The organism is Pseudomonas sp. microsymbiont 2, assembly GCF_054788395.1.
On record NZ_CM139112.1, the window covers coordinates 510,872 to 535,987 of the forward strand.

Genomic DNA, 25,116 nt, shown 5'->3' on the forward strand with positions numbered 1-25,116 from the left:
CGACGCCCCGGCTGGCCGAGGCGTCGAGGCTTACTGCCGCTTAGCGGTTGGCGAAGTACATGGTGACTTCGAAGCCGATACGCAGGTCGGTGTATGCAGGTTTGGTCCACATAGGTTTGCTCCTTCCGGATAGGGGTGGGATGGTCAGTCACTGGGTTTGGCTCCCCCTGTGGCAGGAGGTTCCATTGGCTGAGATTGCGCTATCTTACAAGAAAAATTTGTACCGAAAGGTTAATTCTTCGAAAAGCGCCATTGCATTCCTGGTAACAATCCGCTCGCTTCAATGCCACTGGCTGTTCGCTGCTGGCGCGTTGGCCAGGCAAAGCCAGCCGTGCTCCGCCTCGAGCAGTTGCCGCAGCAGCGCGTCCAGATCGCATTGCTCGACAGAGAGGATAGACCCGCCAGCGTAGGAAAGATCCGAATTTTGTGTCGCTATATGTGCCTGCCATGCCCATTCCGCGATATCGGCGTTGGTCATGACGGTCTCGCTGAACTGATCCGCCAGTTGCTGACGACTTGCGTGGTCAAGGCTCACGCCTTCTTTCAGCAAGTTCGTCAGATGTTCGAGGATTTCACTCGGGCTGGCATGGGGGGACTGCACGCCGAACAGCAGACCGGCATGCCCCTGCACCTGACGAAAGGCGCTGAAGACGGCGTAGCCCAGTTGCAGTTCGACGCGCAGCCGCTGGTAGACAGGCCCCTGCAGGAGCTGGGCGAGTAGGCGGCCAGTGGCCTGCCGAGGTTCGGGCAGCGGGCAGAACAGCAGCAGGGCGGGTTCGCTGCCGGCTGTTGGCGTGTGACGCCAGTGTCGCCCGCTGAGTGCGCGCGGGGGGGCGGGCTCACCAGGTTGTCCCATGACGTCCTGCAGTATCGCCCCCAATGCACCCTGCTGGTTCTGATCGAACCCCACCGCCAGGCCCTGCCAGCGGGCCCCCTGCCAGAGTGCCTCGAGCATTGACGGTTCGACGCCGGAGGCGAGCAGGTCGCTCGCCTCAGCTGCCTGCAGCGCGTCTGGCAGCGCCTTGAGCAATGCGCGAATCGGGATCAGTGGCAGCTCGGTCGGCGCAGGCGCGGACCAGTGCTCCGCCGCCGGGGCGCGCAGGTCTGCGAGCGCTTCTTCCACCAGGCGGATCACCGCGGGTGGATGCCCGGCCGCGCGTAGCTGCCAGTACTCGCCACTGGCCGTGAAGTCCAGCTGCAGCGAGGCGTGTTCGGCACGTTGGCGCAACGCTCGCAGGCTGCGTTCGAGGATCGGCAGCAAGCGAGGGCGCGCAGGCGAGGCGACCTGCCAGCGCAGGTACAGCGCGGCGAACTGGCGGGAGGCCGGCAGGCACGAACTGATCGAGAGGGTCGCGGGCAGTGGCGCGTGGCGCTCAGGCAGCGCGGCGGACAGCAGCGGCTCGCTTTCAGGCAGATGCCATTGACCGGCAGGGCTGTGTGGGAAGCTGGCCAGCAGCGCATCGAAGGCGGCCAGCCCCTGTGTGTCCAGGCCCTGGTACGGCCTGTCGGCGCTGTCGCGGCGGGCCAGTTCCAGCGCACTGGCGGCCTGCTCGCGGCATTGCTGCAACTGGCTGAAACTGTCGTTCAGACGCTGGCGATCTTGCTGTCGCAGATGACTCAACCAGCCATGCAGCAGGTCCCAGGTTTGTACGAGAGAGGCGCCCGTGCTCAGTTGCAGCCGAAGCTGCCAGAGCATCTGGCCGGCATGGGCGTGAAGAAGCTCGGCCTTGCAGTCCTGGAGCCAGCCACGCCGTTGCAGTTCGGCCAGCCATCCGCCAGCTCGGTTGTCGGTGAGTTGGCTCAGCAGCAACTCCAGCGCCTGCTCCGCTTCTTCTGGCAGGTCTTGATGGGCGAACAGCAGTGTGTGATCCATGCCGTCTGCGCTTGGCTGGCGCAGCGGCTTTTCGAGCAGTGGCGGTGGTGGCGGCGGGATGATGCGCTGCCCCTTGGCGAACAGCAGGCCATGGCGCTTGCCCAGCTGTTCCAGTTCGTCGAGCGATTGCGGGCCGGCCAGGCTCAGGGTGATCTGCCCGCCCTGGTAGAAGCGCTGGTGGAATGCCCGTAACCCGTGCTGGAAAGCGGGCGCTTGCAGCGCAAGGCTGTAGCGGTTGCCGGCATGGAAGCCACTCAGCGGGTGGCGCGCCGATACCGACTGCAACAGACGGAACTGGTGCTGGGCCTGCGGATTGCGCGACCAAGCGATGAACTCCGCATGGATCACCTCGCGTTCACGGTGTTGCCGTTCGATATCGAGGTCGGGCTCGGCTAGCATCTCACACAAGCGCTCCAGGCCACCGGGTAGCGCGGCGGGTGGTACTTCGAAGAAGAAATCTGTGGTGCGTTCGCGGGTGCTGGCGTTGACCTGGCCACCCAGTGCCTGGACATAGCGCATCAGGCCGTCGGCCTGCGGGAAGCGTGGCGTGCCGAGGAAGAACAGGTGCTCGAGGAAATGGGCCATACCCGGCCAGCGGGCGGGGGCATCATGGCTGCCGGCATGTACCCGTAGCGCCGCTGCGGTTCGCTTGAGGCGCGGGGCGTGGCGCAGGGTCAGGCGCAGGCCGTTGGCGAGCGTGAGGTGGCGAATGACGTCGGACATTACGCCATGCTAGCGCGCAATGGCGAGGTTGTCTGGTCTGGCCCTGTCGGGGGCAGGCCAAAATAACCAACTGAGTTAGCGGGGCCTTCGTGGGAGCGGGCTTGCCCCGCGAAAACCGGCGAAGCCGGTGCCATAGACTGCATCGCGGGGCAAGCCTGCTCCCACGTTGCTAATGCAGATCCCGGCGCAGGTCCGCCAGGTAGGGAAACAACTCCCGCCCCTTCAATACCCGCTCGCGCTCCATATCCGCCAGCAGCAGTCCCTCCTCGTGGCCAGCCATCGCCAGCAGGCTGCCATCCGGCCCGACGATGCTGCTCTGCCCGCAATACTGGATCTCGCCCTCGCTGCCGCAGTAGTTGGCGTACACCAGGTAGCACTGGTTCTCCTGCGCCCGTGAGCGCACGGTCACCTGGCAGACGAAGTCGTAGGGCGTCATGTTCGCCGTCGGCACCAGGATCAGCTCGGCGCCGTTCAGCGCCAGGCGCCGGGCGTTCTCCGGGAACTCGATGTCGTAGCAGATCAGCAGCCCGACTTTCCAGCCGTCCAGCTCGACCACCGGGAAGTGGTCGGCGCCCGGGCTGAACATCGAACGGTCGAGCTCGCCGAACAGGTGGGTCTTGCGGTAGTTGCACAGGCTGCGGCCATGGGCGTCGATCAGTTGCACGCTATTGTGGATCGACCCGTCCTCGGCCCGCTCCGGGTAGCCATAGACGATGGCGATGCGGTGCGCCTGGGCGATCTCGACGACGCTCATGGCCGAGGGACCGTCCTCGGCCTCGGCCAGGCGCTCCACCTGGTCCAGGCCGATGTTGTAGCCGCTGAGGAACATCTCCGGGCACACCAGCAGTTGCGCGCCGCGGGCTGCTGCCAAATGGGCCTGGTGCTGCAGGCGCTCGAGATTGCCGGGCACGTCCAGTGGCTTTGGCGTGCCCTGGAACAGGGCGATGCGCATGGTGTTACTCCTACGCTCAGTCGGCCAGGGCGATAGGGCCGATCTCGTGGAACACATCCCCCGGGCCTGGGTTGTCCGAGTGGGTCTGGCCACCGAAGTGATTCATGATACCCCACACCGCGTTCAGCGAAGTCTGCACCGCGCCTTCCACCCAGGCCGGGGTCCATGACACGTCGTCGCCGGCGATGAAGATGCCGCGCTGCTCGGCAGGCATGTCCTGCTGCATGAAGTGCGCGTACATGCGCTGGTTGTAGCGGTAGTGGCCCGGTAGCGCACCCTTGAAGGCGCCGAGGAAGTGCGGGTCGGCCTCCCACGAGATGGTGATCGGGTCGCCGATGATATGCCCGGCGATATCGGTCTTCGGGTAGATCTTCTTCAGGGCGTCGAGGGCCAGCTGCACACGCTTCTCGGTCGGGTGCGGCAGCATCTTCAGGGCATCGCTCATCCAGGCGTAGGACAGGCAGATCACCCCTGGCTTGTCGTCGCCGTTGTCGAACAGGTAGGTGCCGCGGGTCAGGCGATCGGTGAGGGTCATGCTCATCAGGTCGCGGCCGGTCTGCGGATCCTTGTCCTTCCAGAACGGGCGATCGACCATCACGAAGGTCTTCGACGACTGCATGTAGCGGGTACGGTCCAGGGCCATCCACATCTTCTGCGAGAACAGCGACTCCTCGCAGTCGATCTGGGTGGTCAGCAGCCAGCTCTGGCAGGTGGTGAGCACCGCCGCGTAGTGGCGTACATCGCCGTAGTTGTCGGTGACCGCCAGGCGACCATCGGCGGCGCGGGCGATGCGCTTGACCCCGGTGCGCGGCGCGCCGCCATGCAGGCCGCTGAGGCTGGTGCCGGCGGGCCAGTGGGCGCAGCGCTCGGGCACGTGCCGCCAGATGCCCTGGGGCACCTGCTCGACGCCGCCGACCACCAGGTGCTGGTGATCGTCGCAGTTGGTCATCACCACGCGGAAGATTTCCAACATCGAGTTGGGGAAGTCCGAATCCCAGCCACCGGTGCCGAAGCCGACCTGGCCGAACACCTCGCGGTGCTGGAAGCTCAGTTTGGCGAACGAGCGCGAGGTGGCGACGAAGTCATAGAAGGTGCGGTCGTCCCACAGCGGCACCAGCTTGTTCCACAGGTCTTTCAGGCGTGGCACGTCGCGGTCGCGGATGGCCTGCTGGATGTCGCCGAACTGTGCGCCGCTTTCCAGGGCGTCGGCCCAGGCGTCCGCGACCTCATGGAACAGCTGAGGCAGATCGGCGGCTTTTTCGGCGTAGTAGGTCTGGCCTTCCAGGTCGATGACCGTGCTGCCCGAGGCGGGGGTGAGCGGGTTGGGGAAGGGCTTGGTCTCCAGGCCCAGCTTGTCGACGTAGTGATAGAACGCCGTGGACGACACCGGGAAGCGCATGCCGCCCAGTTCGGCGACGATGCCGTCGGTGCCGTTGAACGCTTGCGAACGCAGCCGTCCGCCCAGCTTGGAGGCTTCGTACACCACGGGCTTGAGGCCCAGTTTCATCAGTTCGTAGGCCGCCACCAGCCCGGCGATGCCGCCACCGACGATCGCCACCTCTTCGCCATGGCGCTCCTTGGGGATGCTGCCCAGGCCGGCCGGGTGCTCCAGCCAGTCGTCGAAGGCGAAGGGGAAGTCCGGGCCGAAGATGGTGATGGGTTTCTTGCCGTCGGCGGGGTGGCGGTTGTTCTTGTTCATGTCGTGACCTTGCCAGGGGCTGCGCAGGGGGCGGAGCCTGAGTATAGAGAATGCCTGGTGGCCATTTTATGAAGTGGCGGGTTCGTAATTAAGATGCAGATTGGCGTCGTTATGTAATTTATTTCGTCTTAATGACTTCGATTTGCTTGATAGTGACGAATCAGCTCAAGGACGCCAGATGCTCGACGGTCTCCGGATATTTCTGTACCAGCCGGATCAGCGCCACGGCCTGGGCGTTGGGTCTGGAGCGGCCCTGTTCCCAGCTTTCCAGGGTTCGGGCGTTAGTGCGCAGGTAGGCGGCAAACACCGCACGTGACATGTTGAGGCGCTGGCGCAGTTCGGTCAGCTCGTTGGGGGCCAGGGGAGCCAGTTCTTCGAAGGTCACTTTGTGTGAACGCAGGGTCAGTTTGCCGACGCGCTCATCGGCGAGAGCGTCGAAGCCTTCGGTGAGTTCAGTGAAGATGTTGCGTGACATTGGTCGTCCTCGTCAGGTATTCGCGTTCCAGCAGGTTTTTCAGGGCCTGGCGTTGGTGTGGCGTCAGGTCATCCTGGACTTCCTTGCCGTAGAGCGTGAAAAGCCAGAATTGCTGCCCGGCGGACCACCAGTAGTAGATGATCCGAGTGCCACCGCGCTTGCCTTTGTGGCGCAGCACATCGGCGAAGCGCATCTTCCTGAGGCCGCCCGTTCCCTTGATGACATCGCCAGCATGGGGATGCAGCAGTAGCAGGCGTTGCAGCGAGCGAAAATCCTCATCGTCCAGATACTGGCTGCGAAAGCGCTCGAAAGCGGGTAGTTCAACAAAGAGAGCATCCATGCTTTTGTACGTGATCCGCGTATAGTTTGTGGTGAGATCGCCAATGCGTCAATAGGGGCGGTTTGCCGTCAGCGTAAACGTGCATTGAAAGGGAGGTGGCAGGAGAGGGTTGCCGGATATGTCATTGGGAGGCGGGTGGGTCGCTGCTTGTCAGGCCATTTCCTACAGACGGCAAACTTATCGAGATCTATCCTACTCGCCCTGTCGCTCCAGTCTGGCTGTGCGGGTAAACCTTCGCGGTTAGTTTTTGCCGGTCACCGCACATTCGGTGATCGGGCGTGAGAACCCACTTTCAACTGGAGCGCCGAGGTATGCGTTATGGCAGCCTTGCGCGGGCAGGCTCTTGCCTGGCCGGATTCCAAGTTGACCGGTTTCTCACCCCGCGTATGGCTGCCACCCTATTCCCGTGAGAAGGATGCAGATGGCGGTAATCCCTGGCTCAACTTGGATACTGCGCTATGAAAAAGATCGTCCCCGACCCACCCCTCGCACTGAACCCGACCACCGAGCAATCCTTCTGCTCCTGCGAGTCCAGCCATCCCCCCATCTTCACTGTCCGCCCCGGCATCGATGCCGCCGACGCACTGGTCCACGCCAGCATGCTGGCCCGTGCGATCCAGGAAATCGCCGACGACTACGCCCAGCACCATGCCCCCGAAGCGGGGCGGGCGATGATCTGGTCGATCCTGCATTCGGCGGAAACGGTGCGGGCGCTGCTGGAGGGCCTGCTCGACGCGATGGAGGCCTGAGCGCCGGGCCTGCGGTCAGCCTGGCTGGCCGCGGTCGACCTTGCTGCTGAGGATGATCGACGTGGTGGTCTTCTCCACGCCCTCGAGGCTGCCGATCTGGTCGAGCAGCTGATCCAGCTGCTCCGGCGAATCGCTGAGCAACCAGGCCACATAGTCGAATTCGCCACTGACCGCGCACAGCTGCTGTACCTGGCCCATGGCGCTCAGGTGGCGGACGATGTCCTTGCCCGAGCGCGGTTGCGCCTTGATCCCGACATACGCTTGCAGGCCACCGCCCAGCAGGCGTTGGCCCAGGCGCACGCCATAGCCGGTGATCACCTTGTTGCGCTCCAGGCGTTCGAGGCGCGAGTTCACCGTGGTGCGGGCGATCCCCAGCTGGCGGGCGAGGGTGGCGACGCTTTCCCGGGCGTTGATCTGCAACAGGGCGATCAACTGGCGATCGATGGCGTCGAGGGCGATGGAGGAGGTGGCCGGCATGGTAGGTCTCTTTTGTCGAGCCGCTAGCCTATGCAAGCCTGACCGATTCGCGCAAGGCGCCCAGCGTGGCGATCACGTCATTGCCGCGATACTTGCGCCCTAGCGCGAAAAAGCCCGCTGCCGAAGGTTTCACGCAAGCCTTGGGGGCTCCGTGAATCCTTTGGCAGCGGGCTTGGCGATGCCGGCGATCAGCGTGCGGCGCTGGTCTGCGTCGCGGTGGCGCAGGGCGATTTCAAGCCGGCGGTCATGCTCTCGACGTTGTCGAGCATCTGGTTGCCCTTGTTGACCTTCTGCGCATTCTCGGCCAGTTGCATGCGCTGGTCGTAGGTGGCCGTGTCGCCATTGAAGCTGTTCTTGGTTTCCAGCACGGAGTTGGCGATGCTCAGCAGGCTGCGGCCGGTGGAAATCAGGTTGTCGGTGGTGCTAGGCGTGCAGGGGGCGTTGCTGCTGGCCATCTGGCTGCCCTGCAGTCCTTGGCCTTGTGAACCCGGTGCCACGCAACCGGCGAGCGTCGCCAGCATCGGTACGACCAGCAGGGCCCCAAGCGTTCCTTGGATGTTCATGTGACGTTCCCTCGATCACTGGGCTCCGACCCGGTGCCGAAGCGATGGAGAGATTCTAGGAACGTGGGGTTGATGGCGAAATAGAACGGGTGTGCTAAAGGCACTTTGCCCGTTCTGGCTGGTGGGCAAGCTCGAATGAGAACTCAGAGGCCAAGCAGTGTTTTGCCGGCGGAGAGAACGTTGGCGATGTTGGAGGCAATGTTGGTATTGCGCTCGAGCTTCGGGAGGTTCTGCACGGCCTCGCTGTCTACCTCTTGCTTGATCCGCCTGGGATCGCCATCAGGCGGAGGCACCTCGTTTTTTTCTTGCTCCGGCGTTTCGGCGGTCGAGGTGTAGCGTGTCTTGGATTGCGCGAACAAGTCGTTCGCTATGCCTTCGTAGTCGCTGTAGTCGCTGAGCTTGAGAACGTTTTCGATCAGTTGAAGTTCCGCATCGATGCGAATGGCGATCGAGGCAAAGGTGGTGAAGTTGGTGTTCTGCTCGATGATGCTGGCACGCCAGTTGTACTGATCGACGATGTTGTTGAACGGGTAGAGCAGGTCGAACCCCAGGCGCAGCATGCGTTGCTGGGCCGTGGGGCCAAGCGCGATCAGGCAGCTCTGCACCTGTACCGCCAAGGCGCATGACTGGGGATCGCCAAGTTTCGAATTGTCGGTGATGGGATGCTTGGTTGGATAGGTTTCCAGCAGCAGCCTGATGTAGGCGCCGTGTGCCGTTTTGAATTGATTTATGACGTTCTGTTTTTCCATGGCGATCTTATGTACTCAAGGGTGCTGTGGATGGAGCTCAATCGAGGTGCCCAGCTTTGCCGTGGCGTCTGCGCACCATGTTCGCAAGGCCGCATCGATCGATGCCTTGTCCGCCAGTTCGGCGAGAGGGATGGCCTTGGCGAAGCACCGATAGCCCGGCTTGTCGGTGGCGTTGACCTCTCCGTTGTCGGGGTATCTGATCGCCACCCAGACGTTGTGGTACCAGTTGATGTCCTTGCCATCTTCTTCACAGACCACGACAGAAAGCACCAGCTCGCTGCGGGTGTCTTCGACGGCCTCGGTGAGGAAGCTGCCGTCACGCTTGTTGAAGCCGGTATCGCTGCGCACCCAGGCACCGAACATCAGGTCGCCGGCCAGGTGATTGTCCCAGTGAGCCTGTTGTTCGCCCGGAAACCTGAGCCAGATGGCGGCCAGGTCGTAGAACGGCAAGTAGCGCAGGCCGCTGTCATCGCGCTTGTCCAGCCCGGCCAGCCCTTTGGGTTGCGGGTAGACATATTCGTGGTAGTAGTTCACGGCGCCCAGCCGTTCACGGATGTACCCCAGCAATTCGAAGAGATGCTGCTGGTAGTCGGCCAGCAGCCGATAGGCGCGGCGGACGTCCAGCAGCGCGTGTTCCAGATTCCCTGTCATTTCATTCTCCATGGTGCAAAGACATCGGGGTGGCCTGCGAGCGGTCGATTGCGCAAGTCTTTCAGCCAGCGTCGATCATGAGTGCGCAGGTCGTGCCAGGCGTAGCAGGAGGCGATATCGTCGAACAGGCGCTGGCAACTGGTGGGGCCGTCGGGGCGGATATGCTGCTGCAGGATCTGAAAGAGGCCCTGCCAGCTCTGACAGACCAGTCGGTACGGGGAGGCTTTCTGGCCAGCCAGTGCTCGCTGCAAGGCGTCCTCCAGCCGCAGTCGGGCGCTGTCGATCGGGTAGCTAAGCCCGCCAAGGGCAAGCAGGATGCATCCGTCCTCGAGCTGCTCGCCGTGCCAGCCTGCCAGCAGTTCTCTGGCAAGCTGAGCAGGGCTTTGCTGGTCCCGATGGTCGTGGCGCTTGGCTTCGACCACCACGGTGCGGCGCCCGTCATGCAGCACCAGATCTGGCTCGACCTTGGTGTTGTCCCTGGACTTCCAGGATGGCCAGTACTGGATCTCTTGCAGCGGCCCGAAGCTCTCGCCGAGCAGGTCATGCATCACGGCGCAGAACTGCTCATCCGGCAGGTAGGCCAGGCGTTCGAAAACAGTGGCGGTGATTACATCTTCGGCGCCTTCGGCCTCCTCGGGGCTGAAGGCTTCGCCTTGCAGACCGGTGCCGCGTTTCTTGCCGGCCATGATGGCATTCAGCATGACGACTCCCTGTATGTGGCATGCGTGGCCGACCACCATAACCCAACTGGGCCAGGTGTGTGATGCGCAATGGCCATCTTGCCGGGAATGTCAGGGAGCAAGAAACGAAAAAGCCGCGCAATAGCGCGGCTTTTGATATCTGGTGGGCCCACACGGACTCGAACGGTGGACCAAAGGATTATGAGCCCGATAAAAAGGCGTGGTGTCCTTGTGAAAACCCCACAATGGGCTGACTTTATTGAATACGTACGTACATGCGGGTCGGGTTTAGGTTGGCGGTGTGGACGCTCGCAGGTGTACCTGATTGCACATCTGTGCAAATCCTTGCGGCCCATTCCTCCCTGGTGGCCCGCGTAGCACCTGCCGTAGTCTGACGTTGCACAGCCCGAGCTCTTTGCACTTTTCCCCAAGGCGAAGCGCGCGGGCGGGAGGAGGATAAGTGATTTCCAAAGGAGTTTTTTTCGAGTCCAAGCTTTTCAAACGATGCCAGTACCTACGACACAGTGGGAAAAGTTTTACTTGATCAGATTGGGCCTTTGATGCTTGCGTTACGTCTCCCCGTTGATCAGGCGGAGGTTCCGAATTTGCTGACAGTTGCGCCAAGGTAACTATTTGTGCTCCCGATAATTGAGTAGTTAAAAAGCTGTGCTGTGGAGTGCTGTCGATGCGAGGAAGGTGGTGGAAATGTAACTGGACTGCTGCTTGGGGAGTAGTCGATTATAGGCTGAGCGGCTGAGATGTCTGCTGCATGAGTCGTAACTGTGGCGCCTGTATTGGTTATTGTAGATGCTTGGTTGGCGGGTTGAGTTGTCAGTGGTTGAAACTTTAAGTATGCTCGTGGATGTGTGCTCTGCTATGTGGGTGTAATATTAATGATTATTGAAAAGAGGAAATATGGATATTGATGCTCTTAATCAGTGCCTGCAGTACATTGAGCTAACTAGGCCCATGGGGGAGTTTGATAAATTCATTCCAGTGGGGAGCGCGCTGTTTGGTACATTAATTGGCGTTTCGGCTACTTTCTTTATTGCGAACTGGAAAGAGAAGCGAGTTGAAAATAATAAATTTGACTGTTGTAATGAGGACTTGATAAAGGTTCAGGAGTCAGTTGGAATGTATTTAAAACAACTGCTGATAATGATGGAGGCTCTTGCTAAGAGGCAGAGCATATACAGGCACAGGATGCCTCATAGCATAAGCCCCTTGTTCTTGGAGAGCTATTTTACTGATGTGGCCCATAAGTATAGTAAGGAGCAGCGCTCTTGGATTCAGGAGCTGATGGTGGACTTGGAGTCAGTGAACGAGAAGACTCCACTAATTATTACCCCTGAGGCGACGGGCTCTTCATACGACTATTCAAGGCTTTTGTTAAATGCTGGCGCCGCTGCTGTTAGTGTTTGGGAGCTGTGTCAAAGTGTGGCTGATAAGGAAAGGTTGAAGATCGATACTTCAACTATTTTAAGGCGGATTGGCTGTACAGAGGGTCAAATCCATCATAGAGACATGTTGGTCGGTAACGCGAGTAATGGTAATACTACCCTTGAACTGTGAGTTTTACTTTGGGGTTGTATAGGTTGAGTTGCAAAGAGATGGCAGTTCAACCTACAAGGTAGGCGCGGATTCAGCAAAGATTCTGATGCGGCCAAGTCGATCAGCGCCAATATGTTCAATCATGAACTGGCGTATTTGCGGGCGGTGCTCAACGAACCGGAGCGACTTGGTGAATGGTCCTGTGAGAATCCGTTGGCTAAAGTGCGTAAGTTAAAATTCGATGAGGCTGAAATGGCGTATCTAGATGTTGAATAGATTCAACCGTTGCTTGTCGCTCTGGAGGAGGGCGCGGAGGTCAGGCTAATTGCTGAAGTCTGCCTATTCACTGGTGCAAGGTGGGGGGCGGAGGGGCTTCTGCCTCGTCAAGTACGAAGCTGCCTCGTTCATTATATTAAGAATAAGTCAAGTAAAAATCGTACTATCCAAATTAGCGAAGATCTGCAGCGTAGGCTATCCTCCGCTTTGCCTTTTAAATCTTTCTATTCAAAGCTTCGCGATGTTATAAGACAGGCAGGGCTGGAACTTTCGGAGAGGCAGCTCAGTCATGTTTGCGGCGCACTTTGCTAGTCGCTATATGATAGGCGGTGGCGATATTTTAACGCTGCAAAAGTTGTTAAGGTATGCGACGTGAAGTATGACTCAAAAGTGCGCGCACTTTAGTCCTGGTCATTTGATAAGCGTGGCGATTTTTAATTCGGTCGCGTGGGAGGCTAGCAAATGAGTGTCGAGAAATATGACAAGACAATTCGCGGAATTAAGCGCGAGCTAAGCTACTACAGGCCAGACTCGATATTACAGTGCGTATTGGATCATCTGCACTGGGCTCAAACTAATAAAGTCCTGGCTGACGGGATGCCTTGGCTGACTTTCTTTATGCTGAAACTCGGCATGCTTGAAGGAAGTGGCAAGGGACGTTCAATGTCGAGTCAGGAGTTTAATGTCATAGTAAATAAACTATATCGTATTCAGCATTTGGCATGCCCTGTTGAATATGGGGGGGTTGAGCTAAAATTACGGTCAATGTTTCTGCAGCAGGAATGGTATCAGCGGGATCTTGTTGAGGAGGTAAAGTCCCTGCTGCGCCAGTCTTTATGGTTTGCAGGTGGAAAAGAAATATACTCGCAAAAATTCCATGAGGCGTACGGCCTGAGTCTTAGTGATTTTTATGATATTAGCTTGTATTTTATTGCGGTGGTCTGCACAAACAAGAAGGGTGTTGTTGCTTTTAATCTGCATAATGTAATTATGCATTTGCATCCTGTTTACTCCATGGATGTGATTGCTCGGTATCTCCTGCTCGTGTCAGTAAGGGATCAAGACTTGCCAGCTTTTTTCAAAGGCTTTAGGCTGCCTTATGCTCTGAATCAGCAAAGTGAGTATTTCCAGACCACTCCATTGAGGTGGCGGCCTATAATTTTAAGTGGTGAAAATCTATTCGTTTGCCATCCGAAACTTTTTGTTAGCGGTATTGGGATGTTGATTCCTAGTTTGCTGAAGAAGCTTGAGGTTCCAGGTTGGCATTTTAAAACGGACTTCGGTGAATGCATGGAAAAACATGTCGGTACTGCGATGGCTGAAGCGGGTGTGCGAGCACATAATGAGAGTGGCATAAAAGAAATATGTCGTAAGTACAGCATTGTTACCGGCAAGGCTACAGATTTTTTAGTGCCGGGCGAGATCAATTTATTAGTAGAATGCAAGGCTATTGAGCCAAGCGACATTGTTAGCTCGGTGTTCGATGCGGAGGTTCTGAAACGCGATCTGAAGGATAGTTTTATTAAAGCGATAGTTCAGTGCCAGGAAACTGTGTGGAGACTTTCGCAGGTTCGCGATTACTATGGTAAGGATTTTGCGTGCGTGGTTGTAACGCATGAGGATTTTTGGTTTGCAACTGCGGAGGATGTTGCCCAACATATAGATCTTGACCTACGAGAGAGGTTAAATAATTCCTACGGGTGCACGCCCGTTCCGCTGAGCAGGATACTATTCTTAAATATCAACGCATGGGAAAGCATGCTGGCGTCAATTGAAAAAGTCGGAACAGATCTTGGGCGACTGGTGATGGATTGCGCAGAAGGCTTATCAAAACCTGAGGGTAAAAGGTTTACTGCCTCTCAGGCTGTGCATGAAAAGTTAAATAAGCGTATCTATAGCCTCGGCTCGTTTGCCGCACGAGCTAAGGAAAGCCAGACTCGGTTGCAGTTTATGTTGGAAGGCAACAAGGCGGCTTGGCAGGGCAGGACTGTCTCACTCGTCCGCGCTAGGGCGCACTTGCTGCGCTATCTGCACATGGCGTTTGACAAAGCAGCAGCGGAGTAGGTGGACGTTTTGTGGACGTTAGCAGCCAAGATTTCTTGAGTGGCTACGATTCTAAAATGAAGAAAGCCGCGCAGTACGCGGCTTTGAAGGTGGTGGGCCCACACGGACTCGAACCGTGGACCAAAGGATTATGAGTCCTCTGCTCTAACCGACTGAGCTATAGGCCCTCAGCAGGTGCGCCGGATTATAACGAGGGTTTCGATACCGTGCCATCCGAAAGATCCGTTTGTGCTATGCGAAGAAACGTCGCCGCGAACTCCTCGGGCGGCAGGGGCAGGCTGACGATGTAGCCCTGGATCTGCTCGCAGCCCTCGGCGGCCAGAAAACGCTGCTGTGCCTGGTTTTCCACGCCCTCGGCAATGATCGTCAATTGCATGCTGCGCCCCAGGGCGATGATGGCGCGGGCGATGGCCGCGTCGTGCGGGTCGTCGGGCAGGCCGCGAATGAACGACTGGTCGATCTTGAGGATGTCCAGCGGCAGGCGCTTGAGGTAGCTGAGCGAGGAATAACCGGTGCCGAAGTCGTCGATGGCCAGCTGCACGCCCAGTTGCTTGAGCTGATGCAGCACGCTCAGGGCTTCCTCGGCCTGGCTCATGATGAAGTTCTCGGTGATCTCCAGCTGCAGGTCGCCGGCCTTGAGCTGATAGGTGCGCAGCAACTGCTCGATGCGTCTGGCCAGGTTGGGCTGACGCAGCTGGGCGCCGGCGAGGTTGATCGAGAGCGGGCCGAAGGACTGGTAGGTCTTCTTCCAGCCGTGCATCTGCCGGCAGGCCTGCTCCAGCACCCAGTCGCCGAGCTGGAGGATGGTGCCGTTCTCCTCGGCGATGTGGATGAACTGCTCGGGGGGCACTTCGCCGAAGGTGGGGTGGGTCCAGCGTACCAGGGCTTCGGCGCCGACCAGGCTCTGGGTCTTGAGGCTGAACTTGGGCTGGTAGCACAGGCTCAGTTCGTTGCGTTCGATGGCGCGGCGCAGTTCGTGCTCGAGGGCGATGCGTTCGCTGGCCTGGGCCGTGAGGTCGCGAGTATAGGTCTCGACGCGATTGCGACCCTTGGCCTTGGAGCGGTACATGGCGGCGTCGGCATTGCGGATCAGTGTGGCGACGTCGGTGCCGTCCTGTGGGAACAGGCTGATGCCGATGCTGGCGCTGGTAAAGAACTCGTGCTCGCCCGCCTGGAATGGCGCGTGGAAGCCGGCCAGCAGCTTGTTGGCAATGGTGCTGGCGTCGCTGGGCTTGTGCAGGCCGGGCAACAGGATGATGAACTCGTCGCCGCCCAGGCGGGCGACGGTATCGACATCGCGCACCTGTTCCTTGAGGCGCTGGGCGATCCCTTTGAGCAGCAGGTCGCCAACCGGATGGCCGAGGCTGTCGTTGATGTGCTTGAAGCGGTCGAGGTCCAGGAACAGGACCGCGCCCTGACGGCCGGAGACCTGGGTGCAGTTCAGCGCGGACTGCAGGCGGCTCTCGAACAGCGCGCGATTGGGCAGGCCGGTCAGCGGGTCGTGGTGGGCCTGGTAGTCGAGCTTGGCCTGGACATGCTTGAGGCTGGAAATGTCGGCGAACACGGCGACGAAGTGGGTGATTTCGCGTTCGTGGTTGCGCACGGCGCTGATGGTCAGCCAGCCTGGATAGACCTCGCCATTCTTGCGTTTGTTGTAGATCTCGCCCTGCCAGTGGCCCTCGGCGGTCAGCTGGTGCCACATGGCGATGTAGAAGGCGCTGTCGTGCTGGCCGGAGGCGAGCAGGCGCGGGGTCTGCCCGAGGGCTTCGATTTCGCTGTAGCCAGTGATTTCGCTGAACGCACGGTTGACCGCACTGATGCGCTGGTCGGTGTCGGTGATCAGCACGCCTTCGGCGGTGTTTTCGAAGACCGTGGCGGCCAGTTGCAGTTTCTCCTGCATCAGGTGGCGTTCGGTGATGTCCCGGGCGATGGTCAGCATGCAATCGACGCCGCCGATCGGCAGCGGTCGCGCCGACAGCTCGCACAGACGGATCTGCCCATCGCTGCGGCGCAGATGGCTGGTGAAGTCACGCACGAATCCGTCGCGCTGGAGCTGCTCGATCATGCGCTGGCGTTCGCCGAGGTCGACCCAGATGCCCAGGTCCAGCGAGGTCTGTTCCGTGCCCGGCTCGATGACGTAGCCGGTCAGGCGACAGAAGCCTTCGTTGACTTCCATCAGCAAGCCATCGCTCTGGCGCGACAGCAGCAGGCCATCGGGGGAGGCGTGGAAGGCCTTGGCGAACTTTTCTTCGGAGGTTTGCAGTTTCTGCTGGGTTTCCTTGAGCTGGCTGATGTCGCGGATGGCCACCACCAAGGCCGGTGTGCTGTCCAGGTCGAAGGTCTCGGCCGAAGTCAGGCCGGTGAACAGCTGTCCGTTGCTGCGGCGGAAGGTCATCTCCAGGTTGCGCACACCGCCGCGGTGCAGGCGTTCGAGCAGCGCCGGGCCGGTGCCCACGACGCCCCACAGGCCCAGCTCGGTGGCGGTGCGGCCGATCACTTGTGCCGGGCTGAGACCGATCTGTTCCTCGAACGCTTCGTTGACCTCCAGCAGGCAGCCGTCGCTGTGCCGGGCGATGATCAGGATGTCCGGGCACTGCTGGAACACCGAGGCGAACTTCTGTTCCGACAGGCGCAGGGCATCCTCGGTGTGCTTGGTTTCGCTGATATCGATCATCAGTCCGCGCATCAGCGGCTTGTGGCCGTGCTCGATCATGCTGACGATATTGCGCACCCACAGGGTGTGTCCATCGGCGCGGATCACTCGGTAGTCGAGGCTGTGATCACGCCCGGCCGCCGTCTCGCTGTCGCAGTAGGCCTGCGCCCACAGGGCATCCTCCGGATGCAGGATGCTGCGCCAGAAGCCTGGCTTGAGCCATTCGCCCATGGGGTAGCCGAGCAGGTCCTCGGCGTGGGGGGACACGTAGCTGAAGGTGAAATCGTTGGCGTCGGCCTCCCAGGCGACCGCCGACAGGCTTTCGACCAGGCCGCGATAGTGGTATTCGCTGCTGCGCAGTTCCTGTTCCAGGGCGATGCGACGGGATATTTCCGAGCTCAGGCGGCGGTTGATGCGGATCACGACGGCGAGTATCGCCATCAGTACCAGCACCGCTGGCAGCCCGTACAGCAGTACATCGTGCCAGAAGGTCCGCTGATCGACGACGTTGCCTACCCAGCGCTGCTGGATATGGCTGATTTCGCTGCTGCTCATGTCGGCCATGACCTTGTCGAGGATGCCGACGAGCACCTTCTGGCTGCGCGGCGCAGCCATGGCCAGTTGGTAGCGGTAGGGGGTCTCGCCACTGACATACAGGCCCTCGAGCTTGAGCTGACGCAGGCTCCAGATGCTCGAGGCAAGGTCGCCCACCACCGCATCCACCTCGTCGGTCGCCAATGCCTGCAACGCGGAACTGACGTTGGGCAGCGCCACCAGGTTGAGGTCCGGATGATGGGTGCGCAGCAGTTCGTGGGGTGCGTAGTTTTCCACCACGGCGACTTTCAGGCCGTACAGGTCCTTGAGGTTGCGCGGCTGCGCGCCACCGGAGTGGGCCAGTATGACGATCGGGAAGTCCAGGTAGGGGCGGGTGAAGGCGAGGTAGTTCTGCCGTTCAGGCGTGGACATGATGCCCGGTAGCAGGTCGATGCGGCTCTTGCGTGCCTGTTCGAGCACTTCGGTCCAGGAGCTGGGCTCGATCGGCTTGAGCGTGACGCCGAGCCGGTCCTGGATCAGGGCGATGTAGTCGGCGGCCAATCCCTGGTAGCGACCCTCCTGGTCGCGAAATTCGAACGGCGGCCATGAAGCGTCGACGCCCAGGCGCAGCTGCGGGTGGGCGCTGAGCCAGGCTTGTTCCTCGTCAGTCAGGGTCAAGGCGCCGGCCGTTGTGTTCCAGGCGAGCAGGATCAACAACAGGAGGGCCGGCATCAGGGGCATAGCGGCCTCTCGATCAGGGGGACTGATTCGAGTGTAGACGGGCATCCTGCCCGTGGTAGGGCGCCGCCCACGACCTTTTGTCACATAAGAAAAACCCCGGCCTGGGCCGGGGTTGGTCTTTTACTCGTCGAGGAAGGAGCGCAGGTGCTCGCTTCGCGTCGGATGGCGAAGCTTGCGCAGCGCCTTGGCTTCGATCTGACGGATCCGCTCGCGGGTCACGTCGAACTGCTTGCCGACTTCTTCGAGGGTGTGATCGGTGTTCATGTCGATGCCGAAACGCATGCGCAGCACCTTGGCTTCGCGTGCGGTCAGGCCCGAGAGCACGTCACGGGTCGCTTCCTTGAGGCTTTCGACCGTGGCCACGTCGATCGGGGACTGCATGGTGGAGTCCTCGATGAAGTCGCCCAGGTGGGAGTCTTCATCGTCACCGATGGGGGTCTCCATGGAGATCGGCTCTTTGGCGATCTTCAGCACCTTGCGGATCTTGTCCTCAGGCATCTCCATGCGCTCGCCGAGCTCTTCCGGGGTCGGTTCACGACCCATTTCCTGCAGCATCTGGCGGGAAATGCGGTTGAGCTTGTTGATCGTCTCGATCATGTGCACCGGAATACGGATGGTGCGCGCCTGGTCGGCGATCGAGCGGGTGATCGCCTGGCGAATCCACCAGGTGGCGTAGGTCGAGAACTTGTAGCCGCGACGGTATTCGAACTTGTCCACCGCCTTCATCAGGCCGATGTTGCCTTCCTGGATCAGGTCGAGGAACTGCAGGCCGCGGTTGGTGTACTTCTTGGCGATGGAGATCACCAGACGCAGGTTCGCCTCGACCATTTCCTTCTTGGCGCGGCGGGCCTTGGCCTCGCCGATGGACATGCGGCGGTTGATTTCCTTGATTTCGAGCACGGTCAGGCCGGTCTCGGTCTCGAGGTCGATCAGTTTCTGCTGGCAGGCGACGATCGCGGCGTCCTTCTCACCCAGGGCGGCGGCCCACTTGGTGTTGCGCTTGGCCAGGTCGCCGGACCAGGTCTGGTCGGTCTCGTTGCTCGGGAACAGGCGCAGGAAGTCGGCGCGCGGCATGCGGGCATCACGCACGCACAGCTGCATGATGGCGCGTTCCTGTTGGCGCAGGCGGTCAAGCGCGCCGCGCACACGCTCCACAAGGGCGTCGAACTGCTTGGGCACCAGCTTGATCGGCATGAACAGATCGGCCAGCGCCTGCATGGCGCCAATGCTTTCGGCGTGCGTGCGACCGTGCTTCTTCAGCACCTTGAGGGTGATGACCAGCTGATCGTTGACGGCACCGAAGCGCTGTGCGGCCACGACCGGATCCGGGCCGCTTTCGGCCTCTTCCTCGTCGTCGCTGCTTTCAGCGTTTTCGTCGTCGTCGTCTTCTTCTTCCTTCGCGGCGGCGGCCTTGGCACCTGGAATCGGTACTTCCTCGGTCGGCGCGGCGATATTGTCGTCAGGGTCGATGTAACCGCTGAGGACGTCGGACAGGCGGCCACCTTCGGAGGTGACACGATCGTATTCGCTGAGGATGTAGTCGACGGTACCCGGGAAGTGAGCGATGGCGCCCATGACTTCGCGGATGCCTTCCTCGATGCGCTTGGCGATTTCGATCTCGCCTTCGCGGGTCAGCAGCTCGACGGTACCCATTTCGCGCATGTACATGCGCACCGGGTCGGTCGTGCGGCCGATATCGGTCTCTACTGCCGCCAACGCTGCGGCGGCCTCTTCGGCTGCGGCTTCGTCAGTGTCGGCTTCCGCCAACAACAGGGCATCCGCATCCGGAGCACTCTCGAATACGTTGATCCCCATGTCGTTGATCATGCGGATGATGTCTTCCACCTGCTCCGGATCTGAAATATCCTCTGGCAGGTGGTCGTTGACCTCCGCGTAAGTCAGGTAGCCCTGCTCACGACCGCGGGTGATCAACTCTTTGATACGAGATTGCTGTTGCGCTTTTCCGGACATAACACCCTATCCACTGAAGGTCTTGGCGGGCAAAAAACAAGCCGAGGATTATACCCGAGCATGGACCTCACGCGCCAGATGAGGTCGGGTTTTGTGCGGGAACATTGCGGCTCAGCAGGGCCAGCAGCTGAGATTTTTCCTCTGCGCTCAACTCGCTTTGACGTGCTTTCCTGAGCAGATGTTCCAGGCTGCGCTCGCGCTGGCGAGCGGACAAGCTAGTTATAGTGTCGAAAAACTGTTGTTCAAGGTTGTCGGCATCGATCAACCACTCCTTTTCGGCCAGCGCCCGCAGCAGGCGGCCCTGCTCGGTGCCATGCCAGCGTGCGATCAGCTGCATAGAGCTTAGCTTAGGATTCTTCTGCGCGGCCTCGATCAGTGCCACCAGCAGCTGGCTGTACAGCTGTTCTTCGTCGGCGAAGTGGCTGGCGTCCTCGACCTTGCCGGCCAGCAGCGGGTGGTGCAGCAGGGTGCGCAGGGCCGAGAGCGTCGGCGGCTCGACCGGCGCCGGTACCCGGGGCGGGGCTTCGCCGCGCTGGCCGTCGCGCTGCCAGGGCTTGCCGCCTTTCTTGTCCCACGGCTTGCCGTCCCACTGTTTCTTGCCGCCGCCCTTGTTCGGCGTCCAGGGGCGCTGCTCCTGCTGTTGCGGTGCGTAGTCGGGCTGGTACTGCAGGTCGCCATGGTCCGGCGTGTAGCTGACCATGGCGTCGTAGTCGTAGCCTGGGTCGTAGTCCGGCACGTTGGATGCAGGGGCGCTCTGGGCCAGCTGTTCCATCTGCTGCGGGTCGAGGCCGGTGATGTCTTTCAGGCGGTTGCGCATCAGCTGGCGCAGGTTGGCGCCGGGAACCTTTTCGATCAACGGTGCGGCCAGCGTGACCATGTGCGCCTTGCCTTCCAGCGATCGTGGGTCGGCCTCGTTGCTCAGCTGTTCGAAGAAGTAGTCGGCCAGCGGCTGGGCATGCTGGTTGATGCGTGCCTGGAAGGCATCGGTACCTTCGGCGCGCACCAGGCTGTCCGGATCCTCGCCTTCGGGCAGGAACAGGAAGCGTGCGCGCCGGCCATCCTGCAGGCTCGACAGTGTCGACTCCAGGGCACGCCAGGCAGCCTTGCGCCCGGCCTGGTCGCCGTCGAAGCAGAACAGCACGCTGGGCACCACGCGGAACAGGCGCTTGAGGTGTTCTTCGCTGGTCGCCGTGCCGAGGGTGGCCACGGCATTGCGCAGGCCCTGCTGGGCCAGGGCAATGACATCCATGTAGCCCTCGACCACGATGATCTCGTCGAGGTTGCGGTTGTGCTTGCGGGCCTCGTACAGGCCGTACAGTTCCTGGCCCTTGTGGAATACCGGGGTTTCAGGGGAGTTGAGGTACTTGGGCTTGTCGTCGCCCAGCACCCGTCCGCCAAAGGCGATGATTCGGCCGCGACTGTCGCGGATGGGGAACATCACCCGGTCGCGGAAGCGGTCGTAGCGTTTGCCGCTTTCGGCGTTCTCGATCAACAGCCCGGCGTCGATCATCACCTTTTGCTGCAGTGAGTCGGCGCCCAGGTGCTTGAGCAGGTTGTCCCAGCCCGGCGGGGCGAAGCCGAGGCTGAAGTCGCGGGCGATTTCGCCGGACAGGCCGCGGCCCTTGAGGTAGTCCACCGCCGCCTTGCGGGTGGGGTGGCCGCGCAAGGCCTGTCGATAGAACTCGGCGGCGGCCTCGAGCAGCGGGTACAGCGGCGAGTCGGTCGGCTGGCGCGGCTTCTGGCCACGGCGGCCTTCCTCCCGTGGCACCTCCATGCCGGCCGCGCGGGCCAGCTCCTCGACCGCCTGGGGGAAGTCCAGGTTGTCGTGGTCCATGACGAAGCCGAGCGCGTTGCCACCAGCGCCGCAGCCGAAACAGTAGTAGAACTGCTTGTCGGGGCTGACGGTGAAGGAAGGGGTCTTTTCCTTGTGGAACGGGCAGCAGGCGGACAGGTTCTTGCCGGTCTTCTTCAGTTGGATGCGCGAACTCACCACGTCGACGATGTCGGTGCGGTTGAGAAGGTCATCGATGAAGCTCTGGGGAATCAGCCCGGCCATGGCAGTCTCGTCATCTGGCAGCTGGCAAGTCTAAACGCTTGTGCGTGGCTTTGGCGTGGGGAAATGCTTGAGGGGGTGTGTGCTCGTCACCAGCCCGTGAAGGGCTCGTCAGAAAGGACGTGCACGCCTGGCCGGTGGCCAGTTCTGACGCGTTGAGGCAGGTTGCCCGTGGCTTTTGCCGGGGCGCCCGTGGCGCATGGCCAAGGGTTTGAAACGACCGCTGCCATCAGCCCGGCACGAGGCCGGGCGGGGCAGAAGCTTTGCGTAGAACGGCTGTACTTAGTACAGACGAACGGCGCGGCGCTGTTCGCGCTGAACTTTCTTGGCGTGACGCTTTACAGCGGCAGCGGCTTTGCGCTTGCGCTCGGCGGTCGGCTTCTCGTAAAACTCGCGGCTACGAACTTCAGCCAGTACACCGGCTTTTTCGCAGGAGCGCTTGAAACGACGCAGAGCTACGTCGAAGGGTTCGTTCTCTTTAACTTTGACGGCTGGCATCCAGGGCTACCTTAATTCATTACCGGGGTAGACGTGCTCCTGGCAAAACATAAGGTGTGCTGGAGAACGTCGGTTTTCAAGGGTTGCGGATGTTAACCCTTAGCTGGCCGGAATGCAAAGCCTCTGATCGAAAACCGCTGGTCGGCACCGGGCACGGGGACTATCATGCGCGCCTTCGAATTCAGCCTCCACAAGGCACGGACCCATGCTAGTACTGGGATTGGAAACATCCTGCGACGAAACTGGCGTCGCATTATACGACAGTGAGCGCGGCCTGCTGGCCGACGCGCTGTTCAGCCAGATCGACCTGCACCGCGTCTATGGCGGCGTGGTGCCCGAGCTCGCCTCGCGCGACCACGTCAAGCGCATGCTGCCGCTGATCCGCCAGGTGTTGCAAGAGGCCGACCGCGTCGCCACCGAGATCGACGCCATCGCCTACACCGCGGGTCCCGGCCTGGTCGGCGCGTTGCTGGTCGGGGCTTCCTGTGCCCAGGCCCTGGCGTTCGCCTGGGACATTCCGGCGATCGGCGTCCACCACATGGAAGGCCATCTGCTGGCCCCGATGCTCGAGGAACAACCGCCGGAGTTTCCGTTCGTCGCTTTGTTGGTGTCCGGCGGTCATACCCAGCTGGTGCGGGTCGATGGCATCGGCCGCTACGAACTGTTGGGCGAGAGCCTGGACGACGCAGCCGGCGAGGCTTTCGACAAGACCGCCAAGCTGATCGGCCTCAATTATCCGGGCGGCCCGGAAATTGCCCGCCTGGCCGAGCAGGGCACGCCCGGGCGCTTCGTGTTCCCACGGCCGATGTGCGATCGGCCGGGCCTGCAGTTCAGCTTCAGCGGCCTGAAGACCTTCGCCTTGAACACCTGGCAGCAATGCCGCGATGCCGGGGACGACAACGAGCAGACCCGCAGCGACGTGTCGCTCGCCTTCCAGCAGGCGGTCGTGGAGACGCTGACGATCAAGTGCAAGCGCGCCCTCAAGCAGACCGGTCTCAAGCGGCTGGTCATCGCCGGTGGCGTGAGCGCCAACAAGGCCTTGCGCGTTTCTCTGGAAGAGATGCTGGCCAGCATCAAGGGCAACGTCTACTACGCGCGTCCGCGGTTCTGCACCGACAACGGCGCGATGATCGCCTATGCCGGTTGCCAGCGCCTGCTGGCCGGGCAGCAGCAGGACCTGGCGATCAGCGTGCAGGCGCGCTGGCCGATGGAGCAGCTGCCGGCGGTATGAATGGGGCCGGGCTCATGCGAGTGCCTCAGAAATGGCGTTCGCGCCCGGCGAACAGGTCGCGTAGATTGTTGCGGTGGCGCCAGACGATCAGCACGGTCAGCACGGTCATCGGCAGCAGCGCCTCGGGTTCGCGCCACGCCAACAGCGGCAGTGTCAGCGGTGTGGCGATCAGCGCGGCGAGGGAGCTGGTGCGGGTGAGGTAGAACGTCAGCAGCCAGGCGCCGATGGCCAGCAGGGCGGCCGGGAAGTACAGCGCCATGAGCATGCCGGCGGCGGTCGCAACGCCTTTGCCACCCTGGAAACGGAAGTACACCGGGAACAGGTGGCCGAGCACCGCGCAGATGCCGACCCAGGCCTGCTCCTGCTGGTCGAGCCCGGCCAGGCGGGCCAGCAGCACCGGCAGCATGCCCTTGCACAGGTCGCCGAGCAGCGTCAGGATCGCCAGCTTGCGCCCGGCCAGGCGTAGCATGTTGGTCGCGCCAGCATTGCCCGAGCCGCTGGAACGCGGGTCGGGGCTGCCGCTGAGGCGGCTCAGGACGATGGCGAAGGACAGAGAGCCGAGCAGGTAGGCAAGCAGCGCCAGTGACCAAAACATGCTAACTATTCCGGGCGAGGACGCCCTGATTCTAACGGCGCCCGTCGCCCTTGTCGTGCTGTGGAGAGAAGTGCTTGGACAGAGTGTTCATCGAAGGCCTGGAAGTCGATACCGTGATCGGTGCCTATGACTGGGAGCGGGATATTCGCCAGTGCCTGCGCCTGGACCTGAGTTTCGCCTGGGACAACCGTCCAGCCGCCGCAGGTGACGACCTGTCGCTGGCGCTGGATTACGCCAGTGTCTCGGCGCGTGTCCAGGCCTTCGCCGAGCAGGCGCGCTTCGAGCTGGTGGAGACCTTCGCCGAGCGTCTGGTGGCGGTACTGATGGCGGAGTTCAACATCCCCTGGGTGCGGCTGAAGCTGACCAAGCCTGGCGCGGTCCCGGCGGCTCGTGGCGGCGTTGGCGTGGAGATCGAGCGCGGATGTCTCTGAGCACGGTTTACCTCGGGCTGGGCAGCAACATCGACCGCGAGCGGCACTTGTGCGCGGGGCTCGATGCATTGGCGGGGATTCTCGCTGACATGCACTGCTCGGCAGTGTTCGAGAGCCAGGCCGTGGGGATCAAGAGCGGCCCGTTCTACAACCTGGTGGTGCGTGGGCGTACCGAGCTGCCGCTGCTGGAACTCGACCGCCGGCTCAAGTTCATCGAGGCCGACAACGGCCGCTACGCCCCGGACCGCAAGGGCTTGCCGCTGGATATCGACGTGCTGATGTATGACGACTTGCACGGCACGTTCAACGGGCTGGTGCTGCCGCGTGCGGAAATCCTGAAGAATGCCTTCGTGCTGTGGCCGCTGTCGCTGCTGGCACCGGAGCTGATGCATCCGGGCGTTGGCAAGAGCATGGCGCAGCTGTGGCACGAGGCGAGCATCGACCAGGTTCTGGCGCCGGTACCGTTCGAGTGGCGGGGGTTGCAGCTCACGCAACCTTGAGCGGCATCGCGGGTAAACCCGCTCCCACAGGGACTGCACCGCGCATGAGGCAGTGGGAATCCTGTGGGAGCGGACCAGGCCGTACGA

General features: G+C 61.2%; 23 protein-coding genes and 1 tRNA gene. 7 read left to right on the plus strand and 17 right to left on the minus strand.

The window, feature by feature from the left end; all coding sequences use genetic code 11:
- Positions 1-40: 40 nt before the first annotated feature.
- The 6 genes from pqqA to ACYUME_RS02260 all read right to left on the minus strand — a co-directional run bounded on the left by pqqA (position 41) and on the right by ACYUME_RS02260 (position 6,062).
- Positions 41-112 carry a pyrroloquinoline quinone precursor peptide PqqA gene (gene pqqA, locus ACYUME_RS02235; RefSeq protein ID WP_003243383.1) on the minus strand — a complete coding sequence of 24 codons (72 nt, stop codon included), beginning with the start codon at positions 110-112 and terminating at the stop codon, positions 41-43.
- 168 nt (positions 113-280) lie between these two features.
- The gene (pqqF, locus tag ACYUME_RS02240) at positions 281-2,596 is read right to left on the minus strand and encodes a pyrroloquinoline quinone biosynthesis protein PqqF (protein ID WP_460417966.1); all 2,316 of its coding nucleotides are present in this window, start codon (positions 2,594-2,596) and stop codon (positions 281-283) included.
- Between the two features lie 169 nt (positions 2,597-2,765).
- Positions 2,766-3,548: a carbon-nitrogen hydrolase family protein gene (locus ACYUME_RS02245; RefSeq protein WP_279884873.1), complete on the minus strand. Its 783-nt coding sequence runs from the start codon at positions 3,546-3,548 to the stop codon at positions 2,766-2,768.
- A 16-nt stretch (positions 3,549-3,564) separates the two neighbouring features.
- The gene (locus ACYUME_RS02250) at positions 3,565-5,247 is read right to left on the minus strand and encodes a flavin monoamine oxidase family protein (RefSeq protein ID WP_279884871.1); all 1,683 of its coding nucleotides are present in this window, start codon (positions 5,245-5,247) and stop codon (positions 3,565-3,567) included.
- A 160-nt stretch (positions 5,248-5,407) separates the two neighbouring features.
- Complete coding sequence (locus ACYUME_RS02255) at positions 5,408-5,722, minus strand: helix-turn-helix domain-containing protein (protein WP_460417967.1); 315 nt, start codon at positions 5,720-5,722, stop codon at positions 5,408-5,410.
- Positions 5,700-6,062 carry a toxin gene (locus ACYUME_RS02260; RefSeq protein WP_279884867.1) on the minus strand — a complete coding sequence of 121 codons (363 nt, stop codon included), beginning with the start codon at positions 6,060-6,062 and terminating at the stop codon, positions 5,700-5,702. The genes ACYUME_RS02255 and ACYUME_RS02260 overlap by 23 nt, the downstream gene beginning before the upstream one ends.
- Positions 6,063-6,520: 458 nt before the next feature.
- Here ACYUME_RS02260 and ACYUME_RS02265 point away from each other — a divergent pair, with 458 nt between their 5' ends.
- A complete protein-coding gene (locus ACYUME_RS02265) occupies positions 6,521-6,811 on the plus strand; it encodes a DUF3077 domain-containing protein (RefSeq protein WP_279884866.1) in 291 nt (96 codons plus the stop codon).
- 15 nt (positions 6,812-6,826) lie between these two features.
- Here the strand turns inward: ACYUME_RS02265 and ACYUME_RS02270 are convergent, their stop codons facing one another.
- The 5 genes from ACYUME_RS02270 to ACYUME_RS02290 all read right to left on the minus strand — a co-directional run bounded on the left by ACYUME_RS02270 (position 6,827) and on the right by ACYUME_RS02290 (position 9,952).
- Positions 6,827-7,288, minus strand: coding sequence for an Lrp/AsnC family transcriptional regulator (locus tag ACYUME_RS02270; protein ID WP_279884865.1), 462 nt, complete (start codon positions 7,286-7,288; stop codon positions 6,827-6,829).
- A 188-nt stretch (positions 7,289-7,476) separates the two neighbouring features.
- The gene (locus ACYUME_RS02275; protein ID WP_279884863.1) at positions 7,477-7,851 is read right to left on the minus strand and encodes a hypothetical protein; all 375 of its coding nucleotides are present in this window, start codon (positions 7,849-7,851) and stop codon (positions 7,477-7,479) included.
- 143 nt (positions 7,852-7,994) lie between these two features.
- Positions 7,995-8,600, minus strand: a complete 606-nt coding sequence (locus ACYUME_RS02280) for a hypothetical protein (protein ID WP_460417968.1) — start codon at positions 8,598-8,600, stop codon at positions 7,995-7,997.
- Positions 8,601-8,615: 15 nt separating this feature from the next.
- A complete protein-coding gene (locus ACYUME_RS02285) occupies positions 8,616-9,251 on the minus strand; it encodes a hypothetical protein (RefSeq protein WP_460417969.1) in 636 nt (211 codons plus the stop codon).
- On the minus strand, positions 9,248-9,952 hold the full coding sequence (locus ACYUME_RS02290) for an F-box domain-containing protein (RefSeq protein ID WP_460417970.1): 705 nt from the start codon (positions 9,950-9,952) through the stop codon (positions 9,248-9,250). The genes ACYUME_RS02285 and ACYUME_RS02290 overlap by 4 nt, the downstream gene beginning before the upstream one ends.
- 894 nt (positions 9,953-10,846) lie before the next feature.
- On the opposite strand from ACYUME_RS02290, the gene ACYUME_RS02295 reads away from it, so the two are divergent.
- The 3 genes from ACYUME_RS02295 to gapS1 all read left to right on the plus strand — a co-directional run bounded on the left by ACYUME_RS02295 (position 10,847) and on the right by gapS1 (position 13,822).
- Entirely contained in the window at positions 10,847-11,503 is a 657-nt protein-coding gene (locus ACYUME_RS02295) for a hypothetical protein (RefSeq protein ID WP_460417971.1), read from the plus strand.
- Between the two features lie 111 nt (positions 11,504-11,614).
- A complete protein-coding gene (locus ACYUME_RS02300; RefSeq protein WP_460417972.1) occupies positions 11,615-11,758 on the plus strand; it encodes a phage integrase in 144 nt (47 codons plus the stop codon).
- Positions 11,759-12,220: 462 nt separating this feature from the next.
- The gene (gene gapS1 / locus ACYUME_RS02305) at positions 12,221-13,822 is read left to right on the plus strand and encodes a GapS1 family protein (protein ID WP_460417973.1); all 1,602 of its coding nucleotides are present in this window, start codon (positions 12,221-12,223) and stop codon (positions 13,820-13,822) included.
- Positions 13,823-13,912: 90 nt separating this feature from the next.
- On the opposite strand, the gene ACYUME_RS02310 is transcribed toward gapS1, so the two are convergent.
- From ACYUME_RS02310 to rpsU, 5 genes are all read right to left on the minus strand, one after another.
- Positions 13,913-13,989 (minus strand) — tRNA-Ile (locus ACYUME_RS02310).
- Between the two features lie 17 nt (positions 13,990-14,006).
- Positions 14,007-17,750, minus strand: a complete 3,744-nt coding sequence (locus tag ACYUME_RS02315; RefSeq protein ID WP_460417974.1) for an EAL domain-containing protein — start codon at positions 17,748-17,750, stop codon at positions 14,007-14,009.
- A 120-nt stretch (positions 17,751-17,870) separates the two neighbouring features.
- Complete coding sequence (gene rpoD / locus ACYUME_RS02320) at positions 17,871-19,721, minus strand: RNA polymerase sigma factor RpoD (protein ID WP_279884857.1); 1,851 nt, start codon at positions 19,719-19,721, stop codon at positions 17,871-17,873.
- 67 nt (positions 19,722-19,788) lie between these two features.
- Complete coding sequence (gene dnaG, locus ACYUME_RS02325; protein WP_279884854.1) at positions 19,789-21,777, minus strand: DNA primase; 1,989 nt, start codon at positions 21,775-21,777, stop codon at positions 19,789-19,791.
- A 279-nt stretch (positions 21,778-22,056) separates the two neighbouring features.
- Positions 22,057-22,272, minus strand: a complete 216-nt coding sequence (rpsU, locus tag ACYUME_RS02330) for a 30S ribosomal protein S21 (protein WP_003255575.1) — start codon at positions 22,270-22,272, stop codon at positions 22,057-22,059.
- A gap of 205 nt (positions 22,273-22,477) precedes the next feature.
- Between rpsU and tsaD the strand changes: the two genes are divergently transcribed.
- Positions 22,478-23,503 carry a tRNA (adenosine(37)-N6)-threonylcarbamoyltransferase complex transferase subunit TsaD gene (gene tsaD, locus ACYUME_RS02335; RefSeq protein WP_279884853.1) on the plus strand — a complete coding sequence of 342 codons (1,026 nt, stop codon included), beginning with the start codon at positions 22,478-22,480 and terminating at the stop codon, positions 23,501-23,503.
- 25 nt (positions 23,504-23,528) lie between these two features.
- Here the strand turns inward: tsaD and plsY are convergent, their stop codons facing one another.
- Complete coding sequence (gene plsY / locus ACYUME_RS02340) at positions 23,529-24,098, minus strand: glycerol-3-phosphate 1-O-acyltransferase PlsY (RefSeq protein WP_279884852.1); 570 nt, start codon at positions 24,096-24,098, stop codon at positions 23,529-23,531.
- 74 nt (positions 24,099-24,172) lie between these two features.
- On the opposite strand from plsY, the gene folB reads away from it, so the two are divergent.
- Both folB and folK read left to right on the plus strand, forming a co-directional pair.
- Entirely contained in the window at positions 24,173-24,529 is a 357-nt protein-coding gene (gene folB, locus ACYUME_RS02345; RefSeq protein ID WP_110994292.1) for a dihydroneopterin aldolase, read from the plus strand.
- Complete coding sequence (folK, locus tag ACYUME_RS02350; RefSeq protein ID WP_460417975.1) at positions 24,520-25,029, plus strand: 2-amino-4-hydroxy-6-hydroxymethyldihydropteridine diphosphokinase; 510 nt, start codon at positions 24,520-24,522, stop codon at positions 25,027-25,029. Before folB ends, folK begins: the two co-directional genes overlap by 10 nt.
- The last annotated feature ends 87 nt before the right edge of the window (positions 25,030-25,116 follow it).

Coding starts and splice junctions, on each gene's coding strand:
- rpsU (WP_003255575.1), bottom strand. CDS start 22,272: ATGCCAGCCGTCAAAGTTAAAGAGAACGAACCCTTCGACGTAGCTCTG.
- ACYUME_RS02275 (WP_279884863.1), bottom strand. CDS start 7,851: ATGAACATCCAAGGAACGCTTGGGGCCCTGCTGGTCGTACCGATGCTG.
- dnaG (WP_279884854.1), bottom strand. CDS start 21,777: ATGGCCGGGCTGATTCCCCAGAGCTTCATCGATGACCTTCTCAACCGC.
- ACYUME_RS02250 (WP_279884871.1), bottom strand. CDS start 5,247: ATGAACAAGAACAACCGCCACCCCGCCGACGGCAAGAAACCCATCACC.
- ACYUME_RS02270 (WP_279884865.1), bottom strand. CDS start 7,288: ATGCCGGCCACCTCCTCCATCGCCCTCGACGCCATCGATCGCCAGTTG.
- ACYUME_RS02290 (WP_460417970.1), bottom strand. CDS start 9,952: ATGCTGAATGCCATCATGGCCGGCAAGAAACGCGGCACCGGTCTGCAA.
- pqqF (WP_460417966.1), bottom strand. CDS start 2,596: ATGTCCGACGTCATTCGCCACCTCACGCTCGCCAACGGCCTGCGCCTG.
- ACYUME_RS02255 (WP_460417967.1), bottom strand. CDS start 5,722: ATGTCACGCAACATCTTCACTGAACTCACCGAAGGCTTCGACGCTCTC.
- ACYUME_RS02280 (WP_460417968.1), bottom strand. CDS start 8,600: ATGGAAAAACAGAACGTCATAAATCAATTCAAAACGGCACACGGCGCC.
- folK (WP_460417975.1), top strand. CDS start 24,520: ATGTCTCTGAGCACGGTTTACCTCGGGCTGGGCAGCAACATCGACCGC.
- plsY (WP_279884852.1), bottom strand. CDS start 24,098: ATGTTTTGGTCACTGGCGCTGCTTGCCTACCTGCTCGGCTCTCTGTCC.
- ACYUME_RS02300 (WP_460417972.1), top strand. CDS start 11,615: ATGTTCAATCATGAACTGGCGTATTTGCGGGCGGTGCTCAACGAACCG.
- tsaD (WP_279884853.1), top strand. CDS start 22,478: ATGCTAGTACTGGGATTGGAAACATCCTGCGACGAAACTGGCGTCGCA.
- ACYUME_RS02295 (WP_460417971.1), top strand. CDS start 10,847: ATGGATATTGATGCTCTTAATCAGTGCCTGCAGTACATTGAGCTAACT.
- rpoD (WP_279884857.1), bottom strand. CDS start 19,721: ATGTCCGGAAAAGCGCAACAGCAATCTCGTATCAAAGAGTTGATCACC.
- ACYUME_RS02260 (WP_279884867.1), bottom strand. CDS start 6,062: ATGGATGCTCTCTTTGTTGAACTACCCGCTTTCGAGCGCTTTCGCAGC.
- gapS1 (WP_460417973.1), top strand. CDS start 12,221: ATGAGTGTCGAGAAATATGACAAGACAATTCGCGGAATTAAGCGCGAG.
- ACYUME_RS02265 (WP_279884866.1), top strand. CDS start 6,521: ATGAAAAAGATCGTCCCCGACCCACCCCTCGCACTGAACCCGACCACC.
- ACYUME_RS02315 (WP_460417974.1), bottom strand. CDS start 17,750: ATGCCCCTGATGCCGGCCCTCCTGTTGTTGATCCTGCTCGCCTGGAAC.
- ACYUME_RS02285 (WP_460417969.1), bottom strand. CDS start 9,251: ATGACAGGGAATCTGGAACACGCGCTGCTGGACGTCCGCCGCGCCTAT.
- ACYUME_RS02245 (WP_279884873.1), bottom strand. CDS start 3,548: ATGCGCATCGCCCTGTTCCAGGGCACGCCAAAGCCACTGGACGTGCCC.